At 75.4% G+C, this 26,474-nt stretch carries 13 protein-coding genes; all 13 read left to right on the top strand.

Going from position 1 to position 26,474, the window contains the following annotated elements; genetic code table 11:
• Positions 1 to 31 precede the first annotated feature (31 nt).
• On the top strand, positions 32 to 448 hold the full coding sequence (gene panD, locus AC0666_RS16930) for an aspartate 1-decarboxylase (RefSeq protein ID WP_468971150.1): 417 nt from the start codon (positions 32 to 34) through the stop codon (positions 446 to 448).
• A complete protein-coding gene (locus AC0666_RS16925; RefSeq protein ID WP_468971148.1) occupies positions 445 to 1,275 on the top strand; it encodes a thioesterase II family protein in 831 nt (276 codons plus the stop codon). The genes panD and AC0666_RS16925 overlap by 4 nt, the downstream gene beginning before the upstream one ends.
• A gap of 133 nt (positions 1,276 to 1,408) precedes the next feature.
• The gene (locus tag AC0666_RS16920; protein ID WP_468586487.1) at positions 1,409 to 2,251 is read left to right on the top strand and encodes a putative 2OG-Fe(II) oxygenase; all 843 of its coding nucleotides are present in this window, start codon (positions 1,409 to 1,411) and stop codon (positions 2,249 to 2,251) included.
• Positions 2,252 to 2,256: 5 nt separating this feature from the next.
• Positions 2,257 to 2,997: an SDR family NAD(P)-dependent oxidoreductase gene (locus AC0666_RS16915; protein ID WP_468971144.1), complete on the top strand. Its 741-nt coding sequence runs from the start codon at positions 2,257 to 2,259 to the stop codon at positions 2,995 to 2,997.
• Between the two features lie 67 nt (positions 2,998 to 3,064).
• Positions 3,065 to 3,880, top strand: coding sequence for a phytanoyl-CoA dioxygenase family protein (locus AC0666_RS16910; RefSeq protein ID WP_478707836.1), 816 nt, complete (start codon positions 3,065 to 3,067; stop codon positions 3,878 to 3,880).
• Positions 3,877 to 4,983 carry a zinc-binding dehydrogenase gene (locus tag AC0666_RS16905; protein ID WP_478707835.1) on the top strand — a complete coding sequence of 369 codons (1,107 nt, stop codon included), beginning with the start codon at positions 3,877 to 3,879 and terminating at the stop codon, positions 4,981 to 4,983. The genes AC0666_RS16910 and AC0666_RS16905 overlap by 4 nt, the downstream gene beginning before the upstream one ends.
• Before the next feature lie 211 nt (positions 4,984 to 5,194).
• Entirely contained in the window at positions 5,195 to 13,939 is an 8,745-nt protein-coding gene (locus tag AC0666_RS16900; RefSeq protein ID WP_478707834.1) for a type I polyketide synthase, read from the top strand.
• 15 nt (positions 13,940 to 13,954) lie between these two features.
• Entirely contained in the window at positions 13,955 to 20,590 is a 6,636-nt protein-coding gene (locus tag AC0666_RS16895; RefSeq protein WP_478707833.1) for an SDR family NAD(P)-dependent oxidoreductase, read from the top strand.
• A 16-nt stretch (positions 20,591 to 20,606) separates the two neighbouring features.
• Positions 20,607 to 23,399 carry a type I polyketide synthase gene (locus AC0666_RS16890; protein WP_478707832.1) on the top strand — a complete coding sequence of 931 codons (2,793 nt, stop codon included), beginning with the start codon at positions 20,607 to 20,609 and terminating at the stop codon, positions 23,397 to 23,399.
• Complete coding sequence (locus AC0666_RS16885; RefSeq protein ID WP_478707831.1) at positions 23,396 to 23,635, top strand: hypothetical protein; 240 nt, start codon at positions 23,396 to 23,398, stop codon at positions 23,633 to 23,635. Before AC0666_RS16890 ends, AC0666_RS16885 begins: the two co-directional genes overlap by 4 nt.
• A gap of 99 nt (positions 23,636 to 23,734) precedes the next feature.
• Positions 23,735 to 24,943 (top strand): methionine adenosyltransferase, encoded by a 1,209-nt coding sequence (gene metK, locus AC0666_RS16880; protein ID WP_478707830.1) that lies wholly within the window; start codon positions 23,735 to 23,737, stop codon positions 24,941 to 24,943.
• A 21-nt stretch (positions 24,944 to 24,964) separates the two neighbouring features.
• Positions 24,965 to 25,948, top strand: a complete 984-nt coding sequence (locus AC0666_RS16875; RefSeq protein ID WP_468971131.1) for a carbohydrate kinase family protein — start codon at positions 24,965 to 24,967, stop codon at positions 25,946 to 25,948.
• Positions 25,945 to 26,474: homocysteine S-methyltransferase family protein (locus tag AC0666_RS16870; RefSeq protein WP_478707829.1), on the top strand; the 530-nt coding region annotated here is incomplete at its 3' end. The genes AC0666_RS16875 and AC0666_RS16870, both read left to right, overlap by 4 nt.

Raw genomic sequence — 26,474 nt, 5'->3', positions numbered from 1 at the left:
GCACCCACGCCACTCAGGAGAAGAGACCGCCGTGTACCGCACCATGTTCAAGTCCAAGATCCACCGAGCCCGGGTCACCCAGGCGGACCTGCACTACGTCGGCTCCGTGACGATCAGCGCCGAACTCATGGAGGCCGCCGACCTGCTGCCGGGCGAGAAGGTCGACATCGTCGACATCAACAACGGCAACCGGCTGTCCACCTACGTCATCGAAGGCCCGCGCGACTCCGGGGTCATCGGCATCAACGGCGCCGCCGCCCGCCTGATCAGCCCCGGCGACCTCGTGATCATCATCGCGTACGCCACCGTCACCGACGCCGAAGCCCGGCGCATCGAGCCCCGCGTCGTCTTCGTCGACGAGCACAACACGGTGCGCCACACCGGCTCCGACCCGGCGGAGACCCCGGCCGGCTCGGGGCTGCTGCGCGGCGACCTCGTCGCATCGTGAACGTCGCGAGCGCGCCCGCCGCCGCCGGCGGCGGGCGCACCCTGCCCCTGGAACACCCCGGGCCGTGGCTGCGCCGCTATCACGGCAGCCCGGCCCGGGCCGAGGCCACCCTCGTGTGCCTCCCGCACGCGGGAGGGTCGGCGAGCTTCTACTTCCCCTGGTCGCAGGCCCTCTCGGGCCGGTACGACGTGATCGCCGTGCAATACCCCGGCCGCCAGGACCGGCACCGGGAGCCCTGCGCGGCGAGCGTCGCCGAACTCGCCGAGGCGACGGCGGCCGAACTGGCCGCCGCCGTCCCCACCGACCGGCCCCTGGTCCTGTTCGGCCACAGCATGGGAGCCGTCGTCGGCTTCGAGACCGTCCGGGCCCTGGAACGACTGGCGGCAGCCCGCCCCGGCGCCGTACGGGTGCCGGACCTGTTCCTCGCGTCGGGCCGGCGCGCCCCCGCCCTCAGCCGGGACGACGGCATCCACCGCCTTCCCGACCGGGCCCTGCTCGACGAGCTGAAGAAGCTCGGCGGCACCGACCTGCGCATGCTGGACGACCCCGAGCTGTTCCAGCTGGTCGTCCCCACCATCCGCGCCGACTTCGCGGCGGTGGAGACCTACCGCCCCGACCCGGGCGCGCGGGTGGGCTGCCCGGTGGTCGCCCTCATCGGCGACAGCGATCCGCGCGTTTCGGCCGAACAGGGCGCCGCCTGGCGCGACCACACCGCGGGCCGCTTCGCCCTGCGGGTCTTCCCCGGCGGGCACTTCTACCTCGCCGAGCAGCAGCACGACGTGCTCGCCACCGTCACCGCGCACGTCGACGCGCTCACCGCCGCCTGAGCCTGCGGGTCGCCCCCAGAAGGCTTAGGGGCCGGTAGGGGTGCAGCTTCAGGCCACCCCCCTCGTACCGTCGAACTCGAAGGGAACGCAAGGAACGTGCCGCTCTTCCTTCGAGCGATCATCTGGAGAAACCGTGGCAACAACCACCGCCTCGACGCGTGAGAACGTCAGCAGCAACCAGACACCCATCTACGTCCTCTTCGACGTGGAGACCGTGGAATCCGCCGAGAAACTCACCCGTGACCAGCTCGTCCGGCTGGCCGCCGGAACCATCGGCGCGATCCACATCAAGAACTTCGCCGACCCCGAGGAATGCCGCACCGTCCTGCGCGGACTCGACAGCGTCCCGATGAGCTCGTACGACGAGGAAATCGTCTACCCGCGCATTCCCAAGCTCGGGCCCGCCGCCTACGACCACTACGACGCCCACGGCCTCGGCGGTGCGTACTGGAAGGACGCAGAGGAGTCCGCCCTGCACCGCGCCACCCTGCTCGACGGCGCCGACCCGCTCGACCTCGCCGTGGACCGGATCCGCGCCGCCTGGAACGGCCCGATGGCCCCCGCCTCCTGCGACGGCCGCCCCATGTACGCGGGCATGATCCGCGAGACCACCGGCGGCATGAAGATGCACTGGGACGAGATCGCGCGGGAACTCCCGGGCGCCCTCGACGACCCGGTCATCGCGCAGATCGGCTTCAACTGGTACCTCTCCATGCCGGAGGGCGGCGGCGCCACCCAGATCTTCCGGCGCCGCTGGCTCCCCACCGACGAGCGGGCCCGCGACGGGTACGGATACGCCGAGGAGCTGGCCCAGGACGAGCCGAGCGTCGTGGTCCGCCCCGGCCCGGGCGACGCGGTGATCTTCGACCCCCGCAACTACCACGCCGTGCGCGCCAACGAGGGCCCCGGCCGGCGCGTCGCCCTGTCCTTCTTCATGGGCGTCAGCGCGGGCGGCACCCTCCAGTACTGGTCCTGACCGCCATGGACCGACCCACAGCGGTGGTGAGCGGCGGCACCCGCGGCATAGGGCTCGCCCTGAGCCTGCGCCTCGCCGCCCTCGGACACCACGTCTACGCCCTCTACCAGGGGGACGGGGCGGCCGCGGACGAGGCGGCGGCAGCGGGCCGCGGACTGGTCGAGCCGGTCCGTCTGGACGTCACGCGGCCCGAACAGGTCGCGGAGGGCTGCGAGCGGATCCTCGCCGCCTCCGGCGCCCCCGCCGTCCTCGTCAACAACGCGGGGGTCAACCGCGACCGCCCGTTCCTGGACCTCACCGACGAGGACTGGGACCGGGTGCTCGCGGTCAACCTCTCCGGGCCCTTCCGCCTCACCCGGGCACTGGCGCCGGCGATGCTCGAAGCGGGCACGGGCTCCATCGTCAACGTCGGCTCCACCACGGCCATCCGGCCCCGGGCGAACGGCGCCAACTACTGCGCGTCCAAGGCCGGACTGCTGCAGCTGACGAAATGCCTGGCCCTCGAATTCGCCCCCCGGGTACGGGTCAACGCCCTGATTCCCGGATTCACCGACACCCCGGAAGTCGTGGAACGGTACGGACTGGACGACCCCGGCCGACGCGCGGAGATCCTGCGCTCCATTCCCTCCCGGCGTATCGGAACGGCGCAGGACATCGCCGACGCGCTGGAATTCCTGGTGACCGCCAAGAGCAGCTATGTCACCGGACAGCAATTGATCGTCGACGGCGGGAACTTCATGGGATGACCCGTCGCGCCCGCGGGCGCGCGCCGGACCCCCTGCCCCACGAAACGCCTGGATGGAGAGACCCAGCATGCTTTTGACCCAAGAGCAGATCACCCGCTATCACGAGGACGGATTCCTGCTGCTGGAATCCGCCCTCGGGCCGGACGAGATCGACCGGCTGCGCGAGGCCTTCGCACGCGACTGCCTGGTCCCCGGCCCGCAGCGCGTGGCCGAGGAGGGCCGCGACGAGGTGCGCGCCGTGTACGCCTCCCACCAGCGCCAGGCGGAGTACGCCGGCCTGGTCCGCGACCCGCGCCTGCTCACCCCCGTACAGCAGCTGCTCACCGAAGACGTCTACATCTACCAGTTCAAGATCAACGCCAAGCCGGCCTTCGGCGGCGAGAAGTGGTCCTGGCACCAGGACTACGTCGCCTGGCGGATCGTCGACAACCTGCCGGCCCCGCTCCAGGTCAACGTGGCCGTCTTCCTCGACGACGTCGACGAGTTCAACGGGCCGGTCATCTTCCTGCCCGGCTCGCACCGCTCCGGCCTGATCAACGACAGTCGCAAGGCCACCGCCAAGTCGAGCCAGCACCTCGACCCCGACGACATCGCCCTCAGCGAGCACCAGCTCTCCGGACTCGTCGCCGAGCGCGGCATGGTCAGCCCCAAGGGCCGGGCCGGCTCCGTGGTCCTCTTCTCGCCCGAGATCGTGCACGGCTCCGCGCCGAACATGTCGCCGTTCCCGCGCCGCCTGCTGATCATGACGTACAACGACACCGCCAACCTGCCGAGCTACCCGGACGGGGAGCCCCGCCCCGACTACGTGGTGTGCCGCGACACCGAGCCGCTGCGCGCGCTCGACGCCCCGTTCCTCGAAGCCCTCCAGGGAGCCCAGGCATGAGCCGTACCGCCCGAGCCGTCGTCCTGGAGGAGTTCGGCGCGCCGCTGTCCCTGCGCCGCTTCGAGGTACCCGCCGCCCCCGCGGGCGGCATGGTCGTCGCCTGCCGCCACGGCGGTGTCTGCGGCACCGACCTGCACCTGGCACAGGGACACCTCCCCATCCCCGTACCGCTCGTCCTCGGCCACGAAGGGCTCGGCACCGTCGAGGAGTTCGGACCGGGCACCCCGGCCCGCGACGCGGCGGGCCGGGAACTGCGCGTCGGCGACACCGTCATGTGGGCCTCCTCCATCGCCTGCGGCACCTGCGTGCCCTGCCGGCTCCACCGCGAACCCACCCTGTGCGAGAACCGGCGCACGTACGGGGTCAACCGCCCGCTGGACGGCGGCTCCGAGCTCGCCGGCGCCTGGGCCGAGGCCATCGTGCTGCACGAGGGCACCACCGTGGTGCGGATCGACGACGCCGTCGACCCGCTCGCGGCCATGGCCTTCGCCTGCGCCGGCCCGACCGTCGTGCACGCCCTGTACGAGCGCCGCCCGGTCCGGGTCGGCGAGGTGGTGGTGGTGCAGGGCGCCGGACCGGTCGGGCTGGCCGCCGCCGCACTGGCCCAACTGGCCGGGGCCGCCAAGGTGATCGTGGTCGGCGGTCCGCAGGGCCGGCTCGACCTCGCGGCCAAGGCCGGCATCGGTGACGTGCACATCGACATCACCGGCCCGGGCGGCACCGCGGCGGCACTGGAGCGGGTCCGCGAGGAGACCGGCGGCCACGGCGCCGACCTGGTCATCGAGTGTGCGGGGGTGCCCGTGGCGGTGGCCCAGGGCCTCACCCTGGCCCGCCGAGGCGGTTCGTACCTGATCATCGGGCAGTACACGGACGCCGGTGACACCCTGCTCAACCCGCACCAGATCGTCTACCGCCAGCTCGACGTCGTGGGCTCCTGGGCCTTCACCGGGGCGCACCTGACCGAGTACGTGAAGCTGCTGCCCGCCCTGACGGCCCGGTTCGACCTGCGGAGCCTGGTCACCTCCTACCCGCTGGCCGAGCACGGCCCCGCCCTCGCGGACGTCGCCGGCGGCGCCACCCTCAAGGCCGTGCTCTCCAGCTGAGCGCACCCGCCTCCCGCCCCGGGGGCGCCCGAGCCGCCCGCCTCCCGCCCCCGGGGCCGCCCGAACCGTCGGCGTTCGGCCCCCGGGGTGCCCTGGCGGCCGCCGCCTTCCCCGCCCGGCCGCCCGCCCGCGGACGCACCGCCCACCGCCCAGCCCGCCGCGCCGCCGCGCCCGGCCACGCCCTGCCCACCACGAGGGGACACGAGTTCACATGCTGACCGACGAGGGGACCGCCACCCCGGACCGCGCCGCCGACGGTGAGACCATCGCCGTCGTCGGCATGTCCTGCCGGGTCGCGGGCGCCGATACGCCCGAGGCGTTCTGGCAGCTGCTCAGCAGCGGCACCTGCGCGGTGTCCCGGGACGAGCGGACCGGGCGGTGGGCCGGGTTCATCGAGGACAAGGACCGCTTCGACGCGGCCTTCTTCGGACTCTCGCCGCGCGAGGCCGCCGCCATGGACCCGCAGCAGCGGCTGGTGCTCGAACTGGCCTGGGCGGGCTTCGAGGACGCGCGCATGGTCCCGGACCGGCTGGCCGGCACCCGCACCGGCGTCTTCGTCGGCGTGATCAACGACGACTACGCCACGCTGGTACGCCGTACCGGACCGGACGCGATCTCCGGCATGACCGCCACGGGCCTGCACCGCGGCCTGATCGCCAACCGGCTGTCCTACCTGCTGCGGCTGCGCGGGCCGAGCCTGACCGTGGACTGCGCCCAGTCGTCCTCGCTGGTCGCGGTCCACCTGGCCTGCGAGAGCCTGCGGCGCGCCGAGACGGACGTGGCCGTCGCGGCAGGGGTCAACCTGATCCTCGCCGACGAGAGCACCCTGGGCATGGAGTGCATGGGCGCGCTCTCCCCGGACGGGCGCAGCCACACCTTCGACGCACGCGCCAACGGCTACGTCCGCGGGGAGGGCGGCGCCACCGTCGTCCTCAAGCGGCTGGCCGACGCGCTGGCCGACGGCGACCGGATCCACTGCGTGATCCGGGGCGGTGCGGTCAACAACGACGGCGGCGGCGCGACCCTGACCGCGCCCGACCAGGCTGCGCAGGAGGACGTCCTGCGGACCGCACTGCGGCGCGCGGGCGTCGCGGCGCGTGAGCTCGGCTACGTCGAACTTCACGGCACCGGCACGCCCGTCGGCGACCCGGTCGAGGCCGCCGCGCTGGGCGCCGTCCGCACCGCGGACACGGGCGCTGCGGACGAGGGCGCTGCGGACACCGGCGCCGAGCGCGCGGGCGCCGAGCGCACGGGCGCCGAGGGCACGGGAGCCGCCGGCACCGCCGCGGCCGTCCCGCTCGCGGTCGGTTCGGCCAAGACCAACGTGGGCCACCTGGAGGGCGCCGCGGGCATCGTCGGCCTGGTCAAGACGGCCCTGTGCCTCACGCACCGCCGCATCCCGGCGACCCTCCACCACGAGACCCCCCACCCGGCGATCCCGCTGGACCGGCTGGGCCTGCGGGTGCCGACCGCGCTCACGGACTGGCCCGCCACCCCCGCGGACCGCCCGCGCCTGGCGGGTGTCTCCTCCTTCGGCATGGGCGGGACGAACTGCCACCTGATCGTGGCCGAGGCCCCGGCCGTCCCCGCCCGCGCCGCCGCGCAGGCGCCGGCGCCGTTCGCCGGGGCCGTCACGCCCTGGCCCGTGTCCGGCCGTTCGGAGCAGGCGCTGCGCGCCCAGGCCGCGCGGCTGCTCGACTTCACCCGCGACCGGACCGCGCTCGACGAGGCCGACCTCGGCCACTCGCTGGCCGCGACCCGGACCGCCTTCACGCACCGCGCCGTCGTGCTCGGCGCCGACCGGTCCGGCCTGACGGCCGGGCTGGCCGCGCTCGGCGCGGGGGAGGAGTCCGCCGCGGTGGTCCGGGGCACCGCCACCGGCGCCGGGAGCGGCACCGTCTTCGTCTTCCCCGGGCAGGGCGCCCAGTGGGCCGGCATGGGACGCGAACTGCTCGACACCAACGAGGTGTTCCGCCGGGAGATCGAGGCCTGCGAGGCGGCGCTCGCCCCGTACACCGACTGGTCGCTGACCGGGGTGCTGCGCGGCGAGGCCGGCGCACCGGACCTCGACCGGGTCGACGTGGTCCAGCCCGCCCTGTTCGCCGTCATGGTCGCCCTGGCCGCACTCTGGCGCTCCTGGGGCGTCGAGCCGGCCGCCGTGGTGGGCCACTCGCAGGGCGAGATCGCCGCCGCGTGCGTGGCGGGCGCCCTGTCCCTGGACGACGCCGCCCGGGTGGTGGCCCTGCGCAGCGCCGTGATCGCCCGCCGCCTCGCCGGCCGCGGCGGCATGGCCTCCGTCGCCCTGCCCGCCGCCCAGGTGGCCGAGCGCCTGCACGGCCCGTACGCGGGGGTGGAGATCGCCGTGGTCAACGGCCCCGCCGCCACCGTGGTGTGCGCAGACCCGGCCGTCCTCGACGCCCTCGCCGCCGACCTGGAGCGCGAGGAGATCCGCGTCCGCCGCATCGCGGTCGACTACGCCTCGCACTCCGCCTACGTCGAGGAGATCGAGGACGAGGTCCTGGCCGTCCTCGCCCCGGTCGCCCCCCGGACCCCGCGGATCCCCTTCTACTCGACCCTCCTGGGCCGCCGGATCACCGACGAGCCGCTCGACGCCGGCTACTGGTACCGCAACCTGCGCGGCACCGTCCGCTTCCAGGACACCGTCGAGGCGCTGCTCGCCGACGGCCACACCGCCTTCGTCGAGGCGAGCGCCCACCCCCTGCTGACCCCCGCCGTCCAGGACACCGCCGAACGGGCCGGCGTCCCGGTCGCCGCCGTGGGTTCCCTGCGCCGGGAGGACGGCGGCCCCGCCCGCTTCCTCGCCTCCCTCGCCGAGGCCTGGACCCGGGGCCTCCCCGTCGACTTCACCGCCGCGTTCCCCGGCGCGCGCCCCGTCGACCTGCCGACGTACGCGTTCCAGCGCGCGCGGCACTGGCTCCCCGAACTGGACGCCGCCGCGCCGCACGCGCCCGTACGGCGGTCCGCCGACCAGGACCGCACGGCCGCAGCGGAGCCGGGTGACACGGCCGGGGCAGGCGACGCAGCCGCCGCGGAGGAGAATCCGCTGCGCCGCGAGCTCGCCGCCCTCGGGCCCGCCGAACGTGCGCGCCGCGTCCTGCACCTGGTCCGCGCCACCGCCGCCGCCGTACTCGGCCTGGACGGGCCCGCCCAGGTCGATCCCGCCGTCGCCTTCAAGAACCAGGGCCTGGGCTCCCTCACCGCCGTCGAGCTCCGCAACAAGCTCCAGGCGCGGACCGCTCTCACGCTCTCCACCACGCTCGCCTACGAACGGCCCACCCCGCAGGCGCTCGCGGACCACCTGCTGGAGCAGCTGAGTGATGGCGGTGATGTCGAGGAGAGCTCCCCCGACACGGCCGCCGAGCTGCCCGCGCCGCCCGCCCGCGGCTCCGACGCCACCGCGGCCGACGAGGACCCCGTGGTCATCGTCGGCATGGGCTGCCGCTTCCCCGGCGGCGTCGAGTCCCCCGAGGACCTGTGGCGGCTGGTCGCCGAAGGCTCCGACGCCATCGGTGCGTTCCCCGCCGACCGCGGCTGGGACCTGGAGGCGCTGTACGACCCCGAGCCCGGCACGGCAGGCCGGACGTACGTCCGCGAAGGCGGGTTCCTCTACGGCGCCGCCGAGTTCGACCCGGGCTTCTTCGGCATCTCGCCCCGCGAGGCCGTCGCCATGGACCCCCAGCAGCGACTGCTGCTGGAGACCGCCTGGGAGGCACTGGAGCGGGCCGGTATCGACCCGCACCGCCTGCGCGGCAGCGACACGGGCGTGTTCGTGGGTGCCATGGCGCAGGACTACGGCCCCCGCCTGCACGAGCCCGCGCAGGGATCCGAGGGGCACCTGCTCACCGGCAGCACCACCAGCGTCGCATCCGGCCGGATCGCCTACACCCTCGGCCTGGAGGGGCCGGCCCTCACGATCGACACCGCCTGCTCGTCCTCCCTGGTCGCCCTGCACACCGCCTGCCGGTCCCTGCGCAGCGGCGAGACCTCCCTCGCGCTGGCCGGCGGCGTGTGCGTGATGTCCACCCCGGGCATCTTCGTCGAGTTCGGGCAGCAGCGCGGCCTCGCCCCCGACAGCCGCAGCAAGGCGTTCTCGGCAGCGGCCGACGGCACCGGCTGGAGCGAGGGCGCCGGCCTGGTCGTCCTGGAACGCCTCTCCGACGCCGTACGCAACGGCCACCGCGTCCTGGCGGTCGTCCGCGGCTCCGCGGCCAACCAGGACGGCGCCAGCAACGGCCTCTCCGCCCCCAACGGGCTCGCGCAGGAACGGGTGATCCGGCAGGCCCTGGCGCAGGCCGGACTCACCACCGCGGACGTCGACGTCGTCGAGGCCCACGGCACCGGCACCCGGCTCGGCGACCCGATCGAGGCCCGCGCCCTGCTCGCCACCTACGGCCAGGGACGGCCGGCGGAGCGGCCCCTGCTGCTCGGCTCGCTGAAGTCGAACATCGGGCACACCCAGGCCGCCGCGGGCGTCGGCGGCGTCATCAAGATGGTGATGGCCCTGCGCGAGGGCGTCGCCCCGCGCACCCTGCACCTCGACGAGCCGACCCCGCACGTCGACTGGTCGGCCGGCGCGGTGGAACTGCTGGCCGAGGCCGCCGCCTGGCCCGAGACGGGCCGCCCGCGCCGGGCCGCCGTCTCCTCCTTCGGCATCAGCGGAACCAACGCCCACCTGATCCTGGAGCAGGCCCCCGCCGGATCCGACGGCCCCGCCGCTCCCGGCGGGCCGGGCCGGGCGCCCGCGCAGCAGCGCCCCGACGGCGTTCCGGCCGCGCTGGTGCTGTCCGGCCGTACCCAGGAGGCGCTGGCCGCGCAGGCCGAGCGGCTGGCCGAACGGCTCGCCGCGAACCCGGTCACCGATCCCGCCGCCCTCGGCCACGCGCTCGCCGTCACCCGTACCGCCTTCGAGCACCGCGCCGTGGTCGTGGGCGCGGACCCGGCGGAGTTGGAATCCGGCCTGACGGCACTCGCCGGGGACGGCGAGTCGGGCACCGTGGTCCGGGGAACCGCCACCGGCCCCGCCGCGGACGGCCCCGTGTTCGTCTTCCCCGGGCAGGGTGCCCAGTGGGCCGGTATGGGGCGTGAACTACTGGAGCAGTCACAGGAGTTCCGCCGGGAGATCCAAGCCTGCGAGGCGGCGCTCGCCCCGTACACCGACTGGTCGCTGACCGAGGTGCTGCGCGGCGCCGAGGGAGCGCCCTCCCTGGACCGGGTGGACGTGGTCCAGCCCGTCTCCTTCGCCGTGATGGTGGCGCTCGCCGCGCTGTGGCGCTCCTGGGGGGTCGAGCCGGCCGCCGTGGTGGGCCACTCGCAGGGCGAGATCGCCGCCGCGTGCGTGGCGGGCGCGCTGTCCCTGGAGGATGCCGCCCGGTTGGTGGCCCTGCGCAGCCAGGAGATCGCCGGGCGCCTCGCCGGCCGCGGCGGCATGGCCTCGGTGGCCCTGCCCGCAGCCGACGTGCGCGAGCGGATCGCCGCCTGGGGCGGACGGCTGGGCGTCGCCGCCTTCAACAGCCCGGCCTCCACCGTCCTGTCGGGCGAACCGGCCGCGCTCGCCGCGTTCGTCGACGCCTGCACCGCCGACGGCGTCCGGGCCCGGCTCATCCCCGTCGACTACGCCTCGCACTCGCAGTACGTCGAGGCCATCGAGGACGGCGTGCTCGCCGCCCTGGCCCCGATCGCGCCGCGGACCCCGCGGATCCCCTTCTACTCGACGCTGCTGGCCCGCCGCATCACCGACGAGCCGCTCGACGCCGGCTACTGGTACCGCAACCTGCGGGGCACCGTCCGCTTCCAGGAGACCGTCGCCCTGCTGGCGCAGGAAGGCCACGACTGCTTCGTCGAGGTCAGCGCCCACCCGGTGCTCACCGCCGGCATCCAGGAGACCGTGGAGGAGGCCACCGGCACCGAACCCCGGCTCGCGGTGGGCTCGTTGCGCCGCGACGACGGGGGCCTGCGCCGCTTCGCCGCCTCCGCCGCCGAGGCATGGGTACGCGGGCTCGCCGTCGACTGGACCCCGCTGCACGGCAGCCCGGACGGTCCCGCCGCCGAACTGCCCACGTACCCCTTCCAGCGCGCCCGGTACTGGCTCGACCAGCCGCGCACCGCGGCCACGCCCGCCGGACTGGGCCTGGACAGCGCCGGTCACCCCTTCCTCGGCGCCCGTCTCGACCTCCCCGACGGCGGCCCGGTGGTCCTCACCGGCTCCCTCGCACTGCGCGAGCACGGCTGGCTGCGCGACCACGCGGTCCTCGGCACGGTCCTGCTGCCGGGCACGGCCTTCGTCGACCTGGTGCTGCACGCCGCCGCCGCGGTGGACCAGGCCGGCCTGGACGAGCTGGTGCTCCAGGCACCCCTGGTGCTGAGCGAGGAGAGCGCCGTACAGGTACAGGTCCTCATCGGCGACCCCGACGCGTCGGGCCGTCGCCCCGTCGCCGTCCACTCCCGCCCCGAGGCGGGGCAGGACGAGCCCGGCGGTCCCGCCGAGCGCCCGTGGACCCGGCACGCGCAGGGCTGGCTCTCGGCGGCCGCAGCGGCCGCCCCGGCGGCCGAGTCCGCCTGGCCGCCCGCCGGCGCCGAGCCGGTCGACCTCGCCGGCCGCTACGGCGACCTGCTGGCGCAGGGCTACGCGTACGGACCCGCCTTCCAGGGGCTGCGCGCGGCCTGGCGGCGCGGCGCGGAGGTGTTCGCCGAGGTCGTCCTCGCCGGACAGGACGCGTCCGGCACCGGTTTCGGGGTCCACCCCGCCGCCCTGGACGCCGCGCTGCACGCCCTCGGCCTGCTCGGCCGCCCCGGCCCCGCCGCCGCGGACAGCGGCAAGCCGTTGCTCCCGTTCGCCTGGAGCGGCGTACGGCTGCACGCCCACGGGGCCACCGCGCTGCGGGTGCGGCTCGCCCCGGCGGCGGACGGGGGCGGCACGGACACCGGCGCCGTCACGGTCCTCGCCGCCGACATGGCCGGACAGCCGGTGGTCAGCGTCGACTCCCTGGTGATGCGCCCCGTCGAACCCGAGCGGCTGGCCGTCCTGGGCCGCCCCGCCGACCCGCTGTTCGCGGTCGACTGGACCCCCGTCCCGCTCGACCTGCGCACCGCCCCGGCGGGCACCCACGCCGTGCTCGGTGCCGGTGTCGGCACGTGGCTGCCGGGCCTCGGCCGGGCCCCCCTGTACGACGGGATACCCGCCCTGCTGACGGCCCTGGACGCCGGCGCCCCCGCGCCCGATCTGCTGTTCGTGCCGGTCACCGCGCCCGAGGGCGGGACCGGCCCCGGCAGCGCCGCCCGGCAGCTGACCCGCGACCTGCTCGCCACCGTGCAGCACTGGCTCGCCGAGGAGCGCCTCGCCGGGAGCCGCCTGGTCGTCGTGACCCGGGGGGCGGTGGCCGCCGACCCGCAGGCCGGCATCGCGGACCTCGCGGCCTCGGCCGCCTGGGGCCTGATCCGCTCGGTGCAGACCGAGTTCCCCGACCGCTGCCTGCTGCTCGACACCGACACCGACACCGGCAGCGGGACCGGTCCCGGCACCGGCACCGCCGCCGGGACCGCCGGCCTGGCCGCCCACGCGGCCGCCGCCTTCGCCCGCGGCGAGCACCAGCTCGTGCTCCGCGACGGCCGGGCCCACGTACCGCGCCTGGTCCGCCCCGAGCTCCACGGCGGGCCCGCCGCCCGGCCGCTGGATCCCGAGGGAACCGTGCTGGTCACGGGCGGCACCGGCACCCTGGGCGCCCTGGTGGCCCGCCACCTCGTCACCGGGCACGGCGTACGGCGCCTCCTGCTGACCAGCCGCCGCGGACCGGCCGCGCCGGGCGCGGACCGCCTCGTGGCCGAACTGGCCGCACTCGGCGCCCACGCCGAGGTGGTGTCCTGCGACGCCGCCGACCGTACGGCGCTGGCGGCGGTGCTCGCCGCGGTGGACCCGGCGCACCCGCTGACCGCGGTCGTGCACGCCGCCGGACTGCTCGACGACGCCACCGTCACGGCCCTCACCCCCGACCGGGTGGACCGGGTGATGCTGCCCAAGGCCGACGCCGCCTGGAACCTGCACGAGCTGACCCGCGACCTCGACCTGGCCGCCTTCGTCCTCTTCTCCTCGGTGGCCGGTGTGCTCGGCCTCGGCGGACAGGCCAACTACGCCGCCGCCAACGCCTTCCTGGACTCCCTCGCGTACCTGCGCCGGGCCCAGGGCCTGCCCGCCGTCTCCCTCGCCTGGGGCCTGTGGCAGGAGGCCAGCGGGATGACGGGGGAGCTGACCGCCGCCGACCTGGCCCGGATGGCCCGGGCGGGCATCGCCCCGCTCGGCTCCGCGGACGGCCTGCGGCTGCTGGACGCCGCCTGGACCGAGGACGGCAACCCGCTGCTCGTACCGGTGGCCCTGGAGGTCTCGGCGCTGCGCGCCCGCGCCGCGGCCGACGGCACCACCCCGCCCCCGATGCTGCGGGGCCTGGTCCGCACGACGCCCCGGCGCACCGAAGCGGCCCAGGCGGCGCCCGAGCAGTCCCGGGGCGGCGGAGCGGGGCTCGCAGAGCGGCTGGCGGGGGTGGACGCCGACGAGCGCCGGCACACCGTGCTGGACCTGGTCCGGCGCAGTGCGGCCGTGGTCCTCGGCCACGGCTCGGCCGAGCAGGTCGAACCCGAACGCGCCTTCTCCTCCCTCGGGTTCGACTCCCTCACCTCGGTAGACCTGCGCAACCGGCTCAACGCGGCGACCGGTCTGCGGCTGCCGACCACCCTGCTCTTCGACTGCCCCACCCCTGCGGCGGTCACCGAGCGGATCCTGGCCCGGCTCGCCCCCCAGGACCCGCCTCCCGCGCCCGCCGCGGCCGCTGCGGTGACGCCCCCGGCCCCGGTGCTGGCCGTGGACGAGCCCGTGCTCGCGGCCATCGCGTCCGCGAGCGACGACGAAATCTTCACGTTCATCGAAAGTGAACTCGGTATCTCATGAGGAGTGTTGGGTCGGATGGCTAACGAGGACAAGCTCCGCGACTATCTGAAGAAGGTCACCACCGACCTCCACGCCACCCGGCAGCGGCTGCGCGAGATCGACGAGCGCGCCCACGAGCCGATCGCCGTGGTGGGCATGGGGTGCCGGTTCCCGGGCGGCGTGGAGTCCCCGGAGGACCTGTGGCGGCTGGTCTCCACGGGCACGGACGCGATGGGCGGCTTCCCGCTCGACCGCGGCTGGGACGTGGAGGGACTGTACGACCCCGTGCCCGGCAAGTCCGGCAAGTCGTACGTCCGCGAAGGCGGGTTCCTGCACGGCGCCGCCGAGTTCGACGCGGCCTTCTTCGGCATCTCCTCGCGCGAGGCGGTGGCGATGGACCCGCAGCAGCGGCTGCTGCTGGAGACCTCCTGGGAGGCGCTGGAGCGGGCGGGCATCGACCCGACCGGGCTGCGCGGCACCGACGCGGGAGTCTTCGTCGGGCTCATGTACCACGACTACACCGCCCGGCTGGGCCAGCTCCCGGAGGAGTACGAGGGGTACGCCGTCACCGGCGGCTCCTCCAGCGTGGCCTCCGGCCGCATCGCCTACACCCTGGGCCTGGAGGGTCCCGCGGTCACCGTGGACACGGCCTGCTCCTCCTCCCTGGTGACCATGCACATGGCCGTCCAGGCGCTGCGCCGCGGCGAGTGCGGGCTCGCCCTGGTCGGCGGTGCGGCGATCATGCCCACTCCGACGATCTTCCTTGAGTTCTCGCGGCAGCGCGGGCTCGCCCCCGACGGCCGCAGCAAGGCCTTCGCAGCCGGTGCCGACGGCACCAGCTGGGGCGAGGGCGTCGGCCTGGTCGTCCTGGAGCGGCTCTCCGACGCGCTGCGCAGCGGCCGCGAGGTGCTGGCCGTGATCCGCGGCTCGGCCGTCAACCAGGACGGTGCCAGCAACGGCCTCACCGCCCCCAACGGCCCGGCCCAGGAGCGGGTCGTCCGGCAGGCGCTCGCCGACGCCGGGCTGACCCCGGCGGACGTGGACGTGGTGGAGGCGCACGGCACCGGGACCCGGCTCGGCGACCCCATCGAGGCGCAGGCCCTGCTGGAGACGTACGGCCAGGGCCGCCCGGCCGAACGGCCGCTGCTGCTCGGCTCCCTGAAGTCCAACCTCGGCCACACCCAGGCCGCCGCCGGTGTCGCCGGCGTCATCAAGACGGTGATGGCGCTGCGCGAGGGCGTGGCCCCCAAGACCCTGCACGTGGACGAGCCCACCCCGCACGTCGACTGGGAGTCGGGCGCCGTACGGCTCCTCACCGAGGCCGCGGACTGGCCGGACACCGGCCGCCCGCGCCGGGCCGCCGTCTCCTCCTTCGGCATCAGCGGCACCAACGCCCACCTGATCCTCGAACAGGCCCCCGCGGCGGACCCCGGTGGCCCCGCCGCACCCGCGGAGCCCGCCCAGGCCCCGGCCGGGGCCCCGGCCCCGGTGCTCGCCCCCGCGCCCCTGGCCTGGCCCCTGTCCGCACGCGGTGAGCACGCGCTGCGCGCCCAGGCCGAGCGCCTGCTGGACTTCACCACCGCACACCCGCAGGCCGATCCCGCCGCCGTCGCCCGCGCCCTGACCACCACCCGGGCCGCCCTCTCCCACCGGGCCGTCGCGATCGGCGCCGATCCGGTCGAGCTGGAGGTGGCGCTGCGCGCCCTCGCCGCCGGCCAGGACTCGCCGTACCTGGTCCGCGCCGAGGCGACCGGCGGCCGCCCCGTCTTCGTCTTCCCCGGCCAGGGCGCCCAGTGGGCCGGCATGGCACGTGAACTCATCGACGCGTCGCCGGTGTTCCGTGCCTCCATCGAGGCCTGCGGGGCCGCCCTCGCGCCGTACACCGACTGGTCGCTCACCGCCGTGCTGCGGGCTGCGGACGGTGCCCCGCCGCTGGACCGGGTGGACGTGGTCCAGCCCGCCCTGTTCGCGGTGATGGTCGCGCTCGCCGAGGTGTGGCAGGCCGCCGGCGTCCGCCCGGCCGCCGTCGTCGGACAGTCCCAGGGCGAGATCGCGGCAGCCTACGTCTGCGGCGCCCTCAGCCTCGACGACGCGGCCCGGATCGTCGCCCTGCGCAGCCTGATCTGCCGCGACCGGCTCTCCGGCACCGGCGCCATGGCCTCCGTGCTGCTCCCTGCCGAGCAGGTCGAAGCGCTGCTCGCCGCCACCGACGGGCAGATCCAGATCGCCTCCGTCAGCAGCCCCGCCTCGACGGTCGTCGCCGGCCCGGCCGACGCCCTGGACACCCTCCTCGCCGCCTGGGACGCCGACGGCGTACGGGCCCGGCGGATCCCCGTCGACTACGCCTCGCACGTCGCCCAGGTCGAGCCCGTCGAGGCCGAACTGCTCGACGCCCTCGCCCCGGTCGCGCCCTGTGCCTCCCGCATCCCCTTCTACTCCACCGTCACCGGTGCGGCCCTCGACACCGCCGGTCTGGACGCCGCCTACTGGTACCGCAACCTGCGCAGCACCGTCCGCTTCGCCGACGCCGCCCGCGCCCTGCTCGCCGACGGTTTCCGGACCTTCGTCGAGCCCACCCCGCACCCGCTGTTGACCTCCGCCGTCCAGGAGATCGCGGAAGCGGACGGCCGGAGCGCCGTCGTCCTGGAGACCCTGCGCCGCGACGACGGCGGCGCCACCCGCCTGACCACCTCGCTGGCCCGGGCCCACGCCCACGGCCAGCCCGTCGACTGGCGGGCGCTGCTCGGCACGCAGGAGGGGCCGGCCGCCCTGCCCGCGCCGCTGCCGACGTACGCCTTCCAGCGGACCTCCTATTGGCTCGACGCGCCGGCCCAGGCCGCCGACGCGGCCGGACTCGGCCTCGAACCGCTCGGCCACCCCCTGCTCGGCGCGGCCGTCGAGTCCGCCGAGGACGGCACCACGCTGCTCACCGGCCGGGTCTCCCTGCACACCCACCCCTGGCTGGCCGACCACGCCCTCTCCGGCACGGTCCTGCTGCCCGGCACCGCACTGCTCGAACTGCTCGTGGCGGCGGGCGACATGACCGGCTGCGACCTCGTCGAGGAACTCGACCTCGCCGTCCCCTTGGTCGTCCCCGAGGGCCACGGCGTCCGGATCCAGGTCAGCGTCGCCGCCGCCGACACCGAGGGCCGCCGGGCGGTCTCCGTCCACGCCCTGCGCGAGGACGCCCCCGAGGCGGGATGGACCTACCACGCGGGCGGCCGCCTCGCCACCGGCGCCGCCGCACCGGAGCCGGCCGCCCCCGCGCCCTGGCCGCCGCAGGGCGCCGAACCGCTGCCCGTCGAGGGCGCGTACGAGCGGCTGGCCGAGGCCGGATACGCCTACGGCCCGGCCTTCCAGGGGCTCACCGCCGCCTGGCACGTCGGCGACGACCTCTATGGCGAGGTCGTCCTCGGCGAGGACGGGCACGCCGACGCCCAGGCCTTCGCACTGCACCCGGCGCTGCTCGACGCCGCCCTGCACCCGCTGATCGTGCGCGGACCGGACGGCGGGGGAACCCGCCAGGTGGTGCTGCCTTTCGGCTGGTCCGGGGTGCGGCTGCACGCCACCGGGGCCACCGCACTGCGCGTACGCCTGACCCGCAACGCGTCCGACACCGTCGGCCTGACCGCCTGGGACCCCGCCGGGGCCGTGGTGCTCTCCGCCGAGGCGCTGACCGTGCGCCCCCTGCCCCCCGGCGCCCTCACCGGGGCCGCCGCAGCCGGGGCCGGCGCACGGCGCTCGCTGTACGCCGTCGACTGGAGCCCCCTCGACGAACTCCCCGCCCCCGCGAGCCCCGAGCGGCTCGCGGTCCTCGGCACCGGCCACGGCCTCACCGCCGACGGGGCCCACGAGAGCATCGCCGACCTGCTGGACAGTCTCGCCGGAGCCGCCACCCGCACCCCGGCGGCCGTCCTCGCGCCCGTCGCGCCCGCCACCGCGGAGGCCCTCCCCGGTGACCGGCCGGCCGACGGGGTACGCGCCGAACTCGACGCCGTCCTCGCCCTGCTGCGGGCCTGGCTCGCCGAGGACCGGCTCAGCGACGTCCCGCTGGTCCTGGTCACCGGCCGGGCCGTGGCCACCGGCCCGCACGAGCGGCCCGCCTCCCTGGCCGGCGCGGCCGTCTGGGGCCTGATCCGCTCCGCCCAGCGCGAGCACCCCGGCCGCTTCGCCCTGCTCGACCTCGACGGCACGGACCCCGGCACGGCCCTGGAGGACCTGCCGCCGCTGCTGCACACCGAGCCGGAACTCGCCCTCCGCGGCGGCCGGTTGCTCATTCCCCGGCTGCTCCCGGCCGACACCGGCGCGAGCCTGGAGGCGCCGGCCGGCCACGACGCCTGGCGGCTGGTCACCGAAGGCAAGGGCAGCCTGGAGAACCTGGCCCTCGCCCCGGCCCCCGAGGCGACGGCCGCGCTGCGGCCCGGGCAGGTCCGGATCGCCGTCCGCGCCGCCGGGCTCAACTTCCACGACGTCGTCCTCGCCCTCGGCATGATCGAGGAGGACGAGGACCGGTTCGGCTACGAGGCCGCCGGGCTGGTCGTCGAAACCGGCCCCGGCGTGACCGGCCTCGCCCCGGGCGACCGGGTCCTGGGCCTGGTCCGCGACGGCTTCGGGCCCTTCGCGGTCGCCGACAGCCGGCTCGTCGCGCCCGTCCCGGAGGGCTGGACCTTCGCCGAGGCCGCGGCCGTGCCCGTCGCGTTCCTCACCGCCTACTACGGCCTCGTCGACCTCGCGGGCATCCGCCCCGGCGACACCGTCCTGATCCACGCGGCGGCCGGCGGCGTCGGCATGGCGGCCGTCCAGCTCGCCCGCCACCTCGGCGCCGAGGTCTACGCGACCGCCGGCCAGGGCAAGTGGGACGCCCTGCGCGCCAACGGCCTGGACGACGCCCACATCTGCGACTCGCGCACCCTCGCCTTCGAGGACCGCATCCGCGAGGCCACCGGCGGCCGCGGCGTGGACATCGTCCTCGGCTCCCTCGCCGGAGACTTCGTCGACGCCTCGCTGCGCCTGCTCGCCCCCGCCGGACGGCTCATCGAGATGGGCAAGACCGACATCAGGGACCCGCAGCGGGTGGCCGCGGACCACCCCGGGGTCACCTACCGCGCGTACGACCTCAACCTCGTCGCCCCCGAACGGGTGGGGGAGATGCTCGCCGAGGTCCTGGCCCGCTTCGCCGACGGCACCCTGCGGGCCCTGCCCGCCACCTCGTGGGACCTGCGCCAGGCCCCCGCCGTCTTCCGGCACATGAGCCAGGCCCGGCACACCGGCAAGCTGGTGCTCACCGTCCCCCGGCCCCTGGACGCGGACGGCACGGCGCTGGTCACCGGCGGCACCGGAACCCTCGGCGCGCTCGTCGCCCGGCACCTGGTCGAAGCGCACGGCATCCGCCACCTGCTGCTGACCAGCCGGCAGGGCGCCCAGGCCCCCGGCGCGCAGGACCTGGCCGCCGAACTCACCGCACTGGGCGCCCGGGTGACGCTCGCGGCCTGCGACGCCGCCGACCGCGCGGCGCTGGAGGAGGCGCTCGCCTCGGTGGACCCGGCGCACCCGCTGACCGCGGTCGTGCACGCCGCCGGAACCCTCGACGACACCGCCGTCGAACAGCTGACCGCGGACCAGGTGGACCGCGTCCTGCGCCCCAAGGCGGACGCCGCCTGGAACCTGCACGAGCTGACCCGCGGTCTCGACCTCGCCGCCTTCGTGCTCTTCTCCTCCGCGGCCGGCACGCTCGGCACGGCCGGACAGGCCAACTACGCCGCCGCCAACGCCTTCCTGGACGCCCTCGCCCAGCAGCGGCGCGCCCAGGGCCTGCCCGCGGTGTCCCTCGCCTGGGGTCTGTGGCAGCAGACCAGCGCCCTGACCGGCACCCTGGACGACAAGGACCTGCGCCGGCTCTCCCGCACCGGTGTGGCCGCCCTGCCCACACCGGAGGCCCTGGCCCTGTTCGACGCGGGCCTGGCCGCCGACCGGCCCGCGCTCACCCCCGTACGGCTGGACACCGCCGGCCTGACCGGGGCCGGCGCCGAGATCCCGGCGCTGCTGCGGGGCCTGGTCCGTACGCCCGTACGCCGCCGCGCCCAGGCCGGCGGCGCGGCCGGGGGGCCCGCCGCACTGGCCGACAGGCTGGCGCCGCTGCCCGAGGCCGAGCGCCGCAGGATGCTGCTCGACCTCGTCCGCGAGCACGCGGCCGTGGTCCTCGGCGAGTCCTCGCCGGCCGCGGTCGGGCCGAACCGGGCCTTCAAGGAGCTCGGCTCGGACTCGCTGACCTCGGTGGAGCTGCGCAACCGGCTCAAGGCGGCGACCGGCCTGAGGCTCTCCGCCACGCTGGTCTTCGACTACCCCACGCCGGCCGCGCTCGCCGACTACTTGTACGGCGAACTGGCCCCGGCAGACGGTGGCGCGGCGGCCGGGACCACCGCCGACCCCGACGCCGCCGACCGCGAACTGCGGCAACTGGAAGCCCGGTTCGAGACCCTGCTCGCCGCCGCTCCGGACGCCGCGGCCCGACAGGGCATCGGCCGACGGCTGACCGAGCTGCTCCAGCGCTGGGAGCGGCAACCGGCGGCCGCCCAGCAGGCCCCGGCCACCGGCCGGGACGACCTGGAGGCGGCGACCGACGAGGAGCTGTTCGCGGCCCTCGAAGACGAACTCGATCTTTTCCGAGGCTGAGGAGGCCGGCATCCCCATGGGGAACGAGAACACGGGCGAGCACCGGACCGGCGCCGCCGGCGACACCAACGAGGAGAAGCTGCGCACCTACCTGCGCCGCGCCATGACCGAACTGCGGGAGGTCAAGGGACGGCTGCGGGAGCAGGAGGACCGCCGCACCGAACCGGTCGCCATCGTCGGCATGGCCTGCCGCTACCCGGGCGGCACCGCCTCTCCCGAGGCGCTGTGGGACCTGGTGGCGGAAGGCCGCGACGCCCTGACGGAACTGCCCGACAACCGGGGCTGGGACATCGAGAACCTCTACGACCCGGACCCCGACCGGCCCGGCAGGTCCTACGCCTACGAAGGCGGCTTCCTGCACGACGCCGACCGCTTCGACGCCGAGTTCTTCGGCATCTCGCCCCGCGAGGCGATCGCCATGGACCCGCAGCAGCGGGTCCTCCTCGAAACCTCCTGGGAGGCGCTGGAGCGGTCCGGCATCGACCCGCTCACCGTCCGCGGCAGCAACACCGGCGTCTACATCGGCGCCATCGCCCAGGAGTACGGCCCCCGCCTGCACCAGCCGTGGGAGGGCGCCGACGGCCACCTCCTCACCGGCACCACGGCCAGCGTCATCTCCGGCCGGATCTCCTACGCCCTGGGCCTGGAGGGCCCCGCCGTCACCCTCGACACCGCGTGCTCCTCCTCCCTGGTCGCCCTGCACACCGCCTGCCAGGCCCTGCGCTCCGGCGAAACCGACCTGGCCCTGGCCGGGGGAGTGACCGTGCTGGCCTCGCCCGGCGTGTTCGTCGAGTTCTCCCGCCAGCGCGGCATGGCACCCGACGGCCGCTGCAAGGCCTTCGCCGCCGCAGCGGACGGGACCGGCTGGGGCGAGGGGGCGGGCGTACTCGTCCTGCAGCGGCTCTCCGACGCGCTGCGCAGCGGACACCGGGTGCACGCGGTCATCCGGGCCTCCGCCGTCAACCAGGACGGTGCCAGCAACGGCCTCACCGCCCCCAGCGGGCTCGCCCAGCAGAAGGTCGTCCGCCAGGCCCTCGCGCAGGCCGGGCTGACCCCGGCGGACGTGGACGTGGTGGAGGCGCACGGCACCGGGACCCGGCTCGGCGACCCCATCGAGGCGCAGGCCCTGCTGGAGACGTACGGCCAGGGCCGCCCGGCCGAACGGCCGCTGCTGCTCGGCTCCCTGAAGTCCAACCTCGGCCACACCCAGGCCGCCGCCGGTGTCGGCGGCGTCATCAAGATGGTGATGGCCCTCCAGGCGGGCCTCGTCCCGAAGACCCTGCACGTGGACGAACCGACCCCGCACGTGGAGTGGGACGCGGGCGCCGTGGAACTGCTCACCGAGCAGGTGCCGTGGCCGCAGACCGGGCGTCCGCGCCGGGCCGCCGTCTCCTCCTTCGGCATCAGCGGCACCAACGCCCACGTCATCGTCGAGGAGGCGCCCGCCGCCCCGGCGCCGGAGGAGGCCCCCGCGCCCGCCGTGGCGCCCGTGCTCGGCTCGGCCCCCGTAGCCTGGCCGATCTCCGCCCGCGGCACCGAAGCCCTGCACGCCCAGGCGGCCCGGCTCCTCGACTTCACCGCCGCCCACCCCGACACCGACCCGGCCGCCCTCACCCACGCGCTGTCCACCACCCGGGCCGCGCTCTCCCACCGCGCCGTGGTCCTGGGCGCCGACCGGGCCGCCCTCGAAGCGGGCCTGCGCGCCCTCGCCGCCGGCCAGGACTCCCCGTACGTGGTGCGCGGCGAGGTCACCGACGAGCGCATCGGATACGTCCTGCCCGACCCCCAGGGCCCCTGGCGCGAGTCGGCGCGCCGGCTCGCCGCGCAGTCACCGGAGTTCCGCAGCCACCTGGAGGCGTGCGCGCACGCCCTGCGCCCGTACACGGCCGCCCCGGTCCTGGACCGCCTCCTGTCCGCGGTGCCGCAGCCGGAGGACGAAACCGCGGACCGCTGCGCCCTGTTCGCCTTCACCGTCGCCCTCGTCCGCACGTGGCGCGCCCTCGGCGTACGCCTCGACGCCTTCGTCGGCGACCCGGCGCACGAGGCCGCGGCCGTCCACGCCGCCGGCGCCCTCGGCCTGGACGCCGCCGCCCGCTGCGCGGCCCTGGGCGAGGCGCCCGACCCGGCCCAGCCGTCCTGGTCACTGTTCCGGCCCGCCTCCGACCCGCAGGCCTGCGAGGACTACGTCGCCCTGGTGGAACTGCTCCCGCCCGGCGGGGACGTGGCGGCCGGACTGGCCCGGGCGTACGTGCACGGCGCGCACGTCGACTGGCACGCCCTGCGCGAGACGCCGGACACCTCCCGGCAGCGGCCGCTCGACCTCCCCACGTACGCCTTCCAACGGCAGCCCTACTGGCTGGGCGCACCCGCACCCACGGTGTCGGAGCGCCGCAGCCTGGACTGGCGGCCCGCGGAGCAGCCGCCCGGGCCGGCCGGGGCGGCCTGGCTGGCGCTCGTACCGGCCGGGTTCACCGAGGACCCGTTCGTGACCGCCGCCCTGGAGGCACTCGCCGTACACGGTGTGGAGGTCGGCGTGCGCACCGTGGACCTCACGGACGCGGCCGAGGAGGAGGCGCTCGCACAGCGGCTGACGCAGGACATCACGGCCGCGGCGCCCGCGGGCGTGCTCTGCCTGCTGGAGGCCGACGCCACCTCCTGCTGCCCCGGACTCGGCCTGCCGCGCGGCACCCTGGCCACCCTGGTCCTGGCCCGGGTCCTGCACGGGCTGGCCGACGCCCCCGAACTGTGGTGCGTGACGGACACCACCCGGGCCAACCCGGGCCCGTCGGCCATGGCCTGGTCCGCATGATGCCCGCGGAGCAGGCCCACGTGCTCCGCTTCGTCCGCGGGGAGCCGGAGGAGCAGCAGATCGTCGCGGCGACCCTGGCGCTGCTCGCCGTCCTGCGCACCAGCGGCGAGCACGCCGCCCGGTGCGCACCGGCCCAGGCCCCCGCAGCGGCGGCGGCCTGGGACCTGGACCGCAGCTACCGGTCGCCCCGGTCCTGGGCGGCGCCCCGCCGGCCCGCCCCGGCCGGATCCCTTTAGCAGCTCGCAAGCACCCCGCTCGACGATCCTCCAGCCCGTCCCACAGCCCTCGTGGCGCGGTCCTCGAAGCCGCAGTCCTCACAGCCCCTCAGGAGCCCCATGTCCCGCCGCCTGTTCACCTCGGAGTCCGTGACCGAGGGCCACCCCGACAAGATCGCCGACCAGATCAGCGACACGATCCTCGACGCGCTCCTCACCGAGGACCCGACCTCGCGTGTGGCCGTGGAGACCCTCATCACCACCGGTCTCGTGCACATCGCGGGCGAGGTGACGACGAAGGCCTACGCCCCGATCGCGCAGCTCGTGCGCGACAAGATCCTTGAGATCGGCTACGACTCCTCCACGAAGGGCTTCGACGGCGCCTCCTGCGGCGTCTCGGTGTCCATCGGCGGGCAGTCCCCGGACATCGCGCAGGGCGTCGACACCGCGTACGAGAAGCGGGTCGAGGGCGACGAGGACGAGCTCGACAAGCAGGGCGCCGGTGACCAGGGCCTGATGTTCGGCTACGCCTGCGACGAGACGCCCGAGCTCATGCCGCTCCCGATCCACCTCGCGCACCGGCTCTCCCGCCGTCTCTCGGAGGTCCGCAGGAACGGGGCGATCCCGTACCTGCGCCCCGACGGCAAGACGCAGGTCACCATCGAGTACGACGGCGACAAGGCCGTCCGCCTCGACACGGTCGTCGTCTCCACCCAGCACGCGTCCGACATCGACCTGGACGCCCTCCTGACCCCGGACGTCCGGGAGCTCGTGGTGGAGCACGTGCTCGGTGAGCTCGTCGAGGACGGCATCAAGCTGGAGACCGACGGCTACCGGCTGCTGGTCAACCCGACCGGCCGCTTCGAGATCGGCGGCCCGATGGGCGACGCCGGCCTGACCGGTCGCAAGATCATCATCGACACGTACGGAGGCATGGCCCGCCACGGCGGCGGCGCCTTCTCCGGCAAGGACCCGTCCAAGGTGGACCGCTCCGCCGCCTACGCGATGCGCTGGGTCGCCAAGAACGTGGTCGCCGCCGGCCTCGCCTCGCGCTGCGAGGTCCAGGTCGCGTACGCCATCGGCAAGGCCGAGCCCGTCGGCCTGTTCGTCGAGACCTTCGGCACCCACACCGTGCCCACCGACCGGATCGAGCAGGCCATCGGCGAGGTCTTCGACCTCCGTCCGGCCGCGATCATCCGCGACCTCGACCTGCTGCGCCCGATCTACGCCCAGACCGCCGCCTACGGCCACTTCGGCCGCGAGCTGCCGGACTTCACCTGGGAGCGCACCGACCGCGCCGAAGCGCTGCGCCGCATCGCGGGCATCTGACCGGGGAAGGCCGACCACACCATGCGCATCGCCCTCTCCGGGTCCATCGCCACGGACCACTTGATGGTGTTCCCGGGCCGCTTCGCCGACCAGCTCGTGGCCGACCGGCTGGACCACGTCTCCCTCTCCTTCCTCGCGGACAGCCTCGACATCCGCCGAGGGGGAGTGGCGGCGAACATCGCGTACGGCCTGGGCCTGCTGGGCCTCGCCCCGGTACTGGTCGGTGCGGTCGGCCCCGACTTCGCCGAGTACGCGGTCCGGCTCAAGGAACACGGCGTCGACACCGACGCGGTGCACGTCTCGGCGGAACATCACACGGCCCGCTTCGTCTGCACCACCGACACCGACCACAACCAGATCGCCACCTTCTACGCCGGCGCGATGGCGGAGGCCAGGACCATCGGTCTCGAACCGATCGTCCAGCGAGTGGGAGGCCTGGACCTGGTCCTGGTCTCACCGAACGACCCGCAGGCGATGCTCCGCCACACCGAGGAGGCGCGGCACCTCGGCATCCCCTTCGCCGCGGACCCCTCCCAGCAGCTCGCCCGGCTGGACCGGGACCAGGTGCGCGCCCTCGTCGACGGCGCCCGCTGGCTCTTCACGAACGAGTACGAGTCCTCACTGCTCCAGGAGCGCACCGGCTGGACCGAACAACAGGTCCTCGACCGGACCGGCCTGTGGATCACGACACTCGGCGAAGCCGGCTCGCGCATCCAGCGCAGGGACGCGGCGCCGCTCCGGGTGCCCGCGGTGCCCAGCCCGTCCCCGGTGGACCCGACGGGTGTCGGGGACGCCTTCCGCTCGGGCTTCCTCGCGGCGACCGCCTGGGGGCTGGGCCCGGAAGCGGCCGCCCGCCTGGGCAGTGCCCTGGCCACCACGGCCCTGGAATGCGTGGGAACCCAGGAGTACGAGCTGGACCGTGCCGCGCTCCTGTCCCGGCTGGCCACGGCGTACGGTCCTGCGGCGGCGGCCGACATCGAGACCTCCCTGCCGAGGCCGAGATGAACGCGCAGGAGCGGGCCGACGCCCTGCGGAAGGCGCTCGCCACCCGTGTGGTGGTCGCTGACGGGGCGATGGGGACGATGCTCCAGGCGCAGGACCCGACGCTGGAGGATTTCCAGCAGTTGGAGGGCTGCAACGAGGTCCTGAACGTGACGCGTCCGGACATCGTGGCGAACGTGCACCGGGAGTACTTCGGGGCCGGGGTCGACTGCGTGGAGACCAATACGTTCGGTGCGAACTTCGCCGCGTTGGCCGAGTACGACATCTCCGACCGCAACTTCGAGCTGTCGCAGTCCGGTGCGCGGATCGCGCGTGAGGTGGCGGACGAGTTCACCGCCTCGACGGGGCAGCAGCGGTGGGTGCTGGGCTCGATGGGTCCGGGCACCAAGCTGCCGACGCTCGGGCACATCGACTACGCGACGATCCGGGATGCCTACCAGGTCAACGCGGAGGGGTTGCTGGCGGGTGGTGCGGATGCGCTGCTGGTGGAGACCACGCAGGACCTGCTGCAGACGAAGTCGTCGATCAT

The sequence above is a fragment of the Streptomyces sp. NPDC043680 genome, from assembly GCF_056436685.1.
Note: the sequence above shows the minus strand (reverse complement) of the source record. Positions and strands in the feature narration are given on the sequence as shown.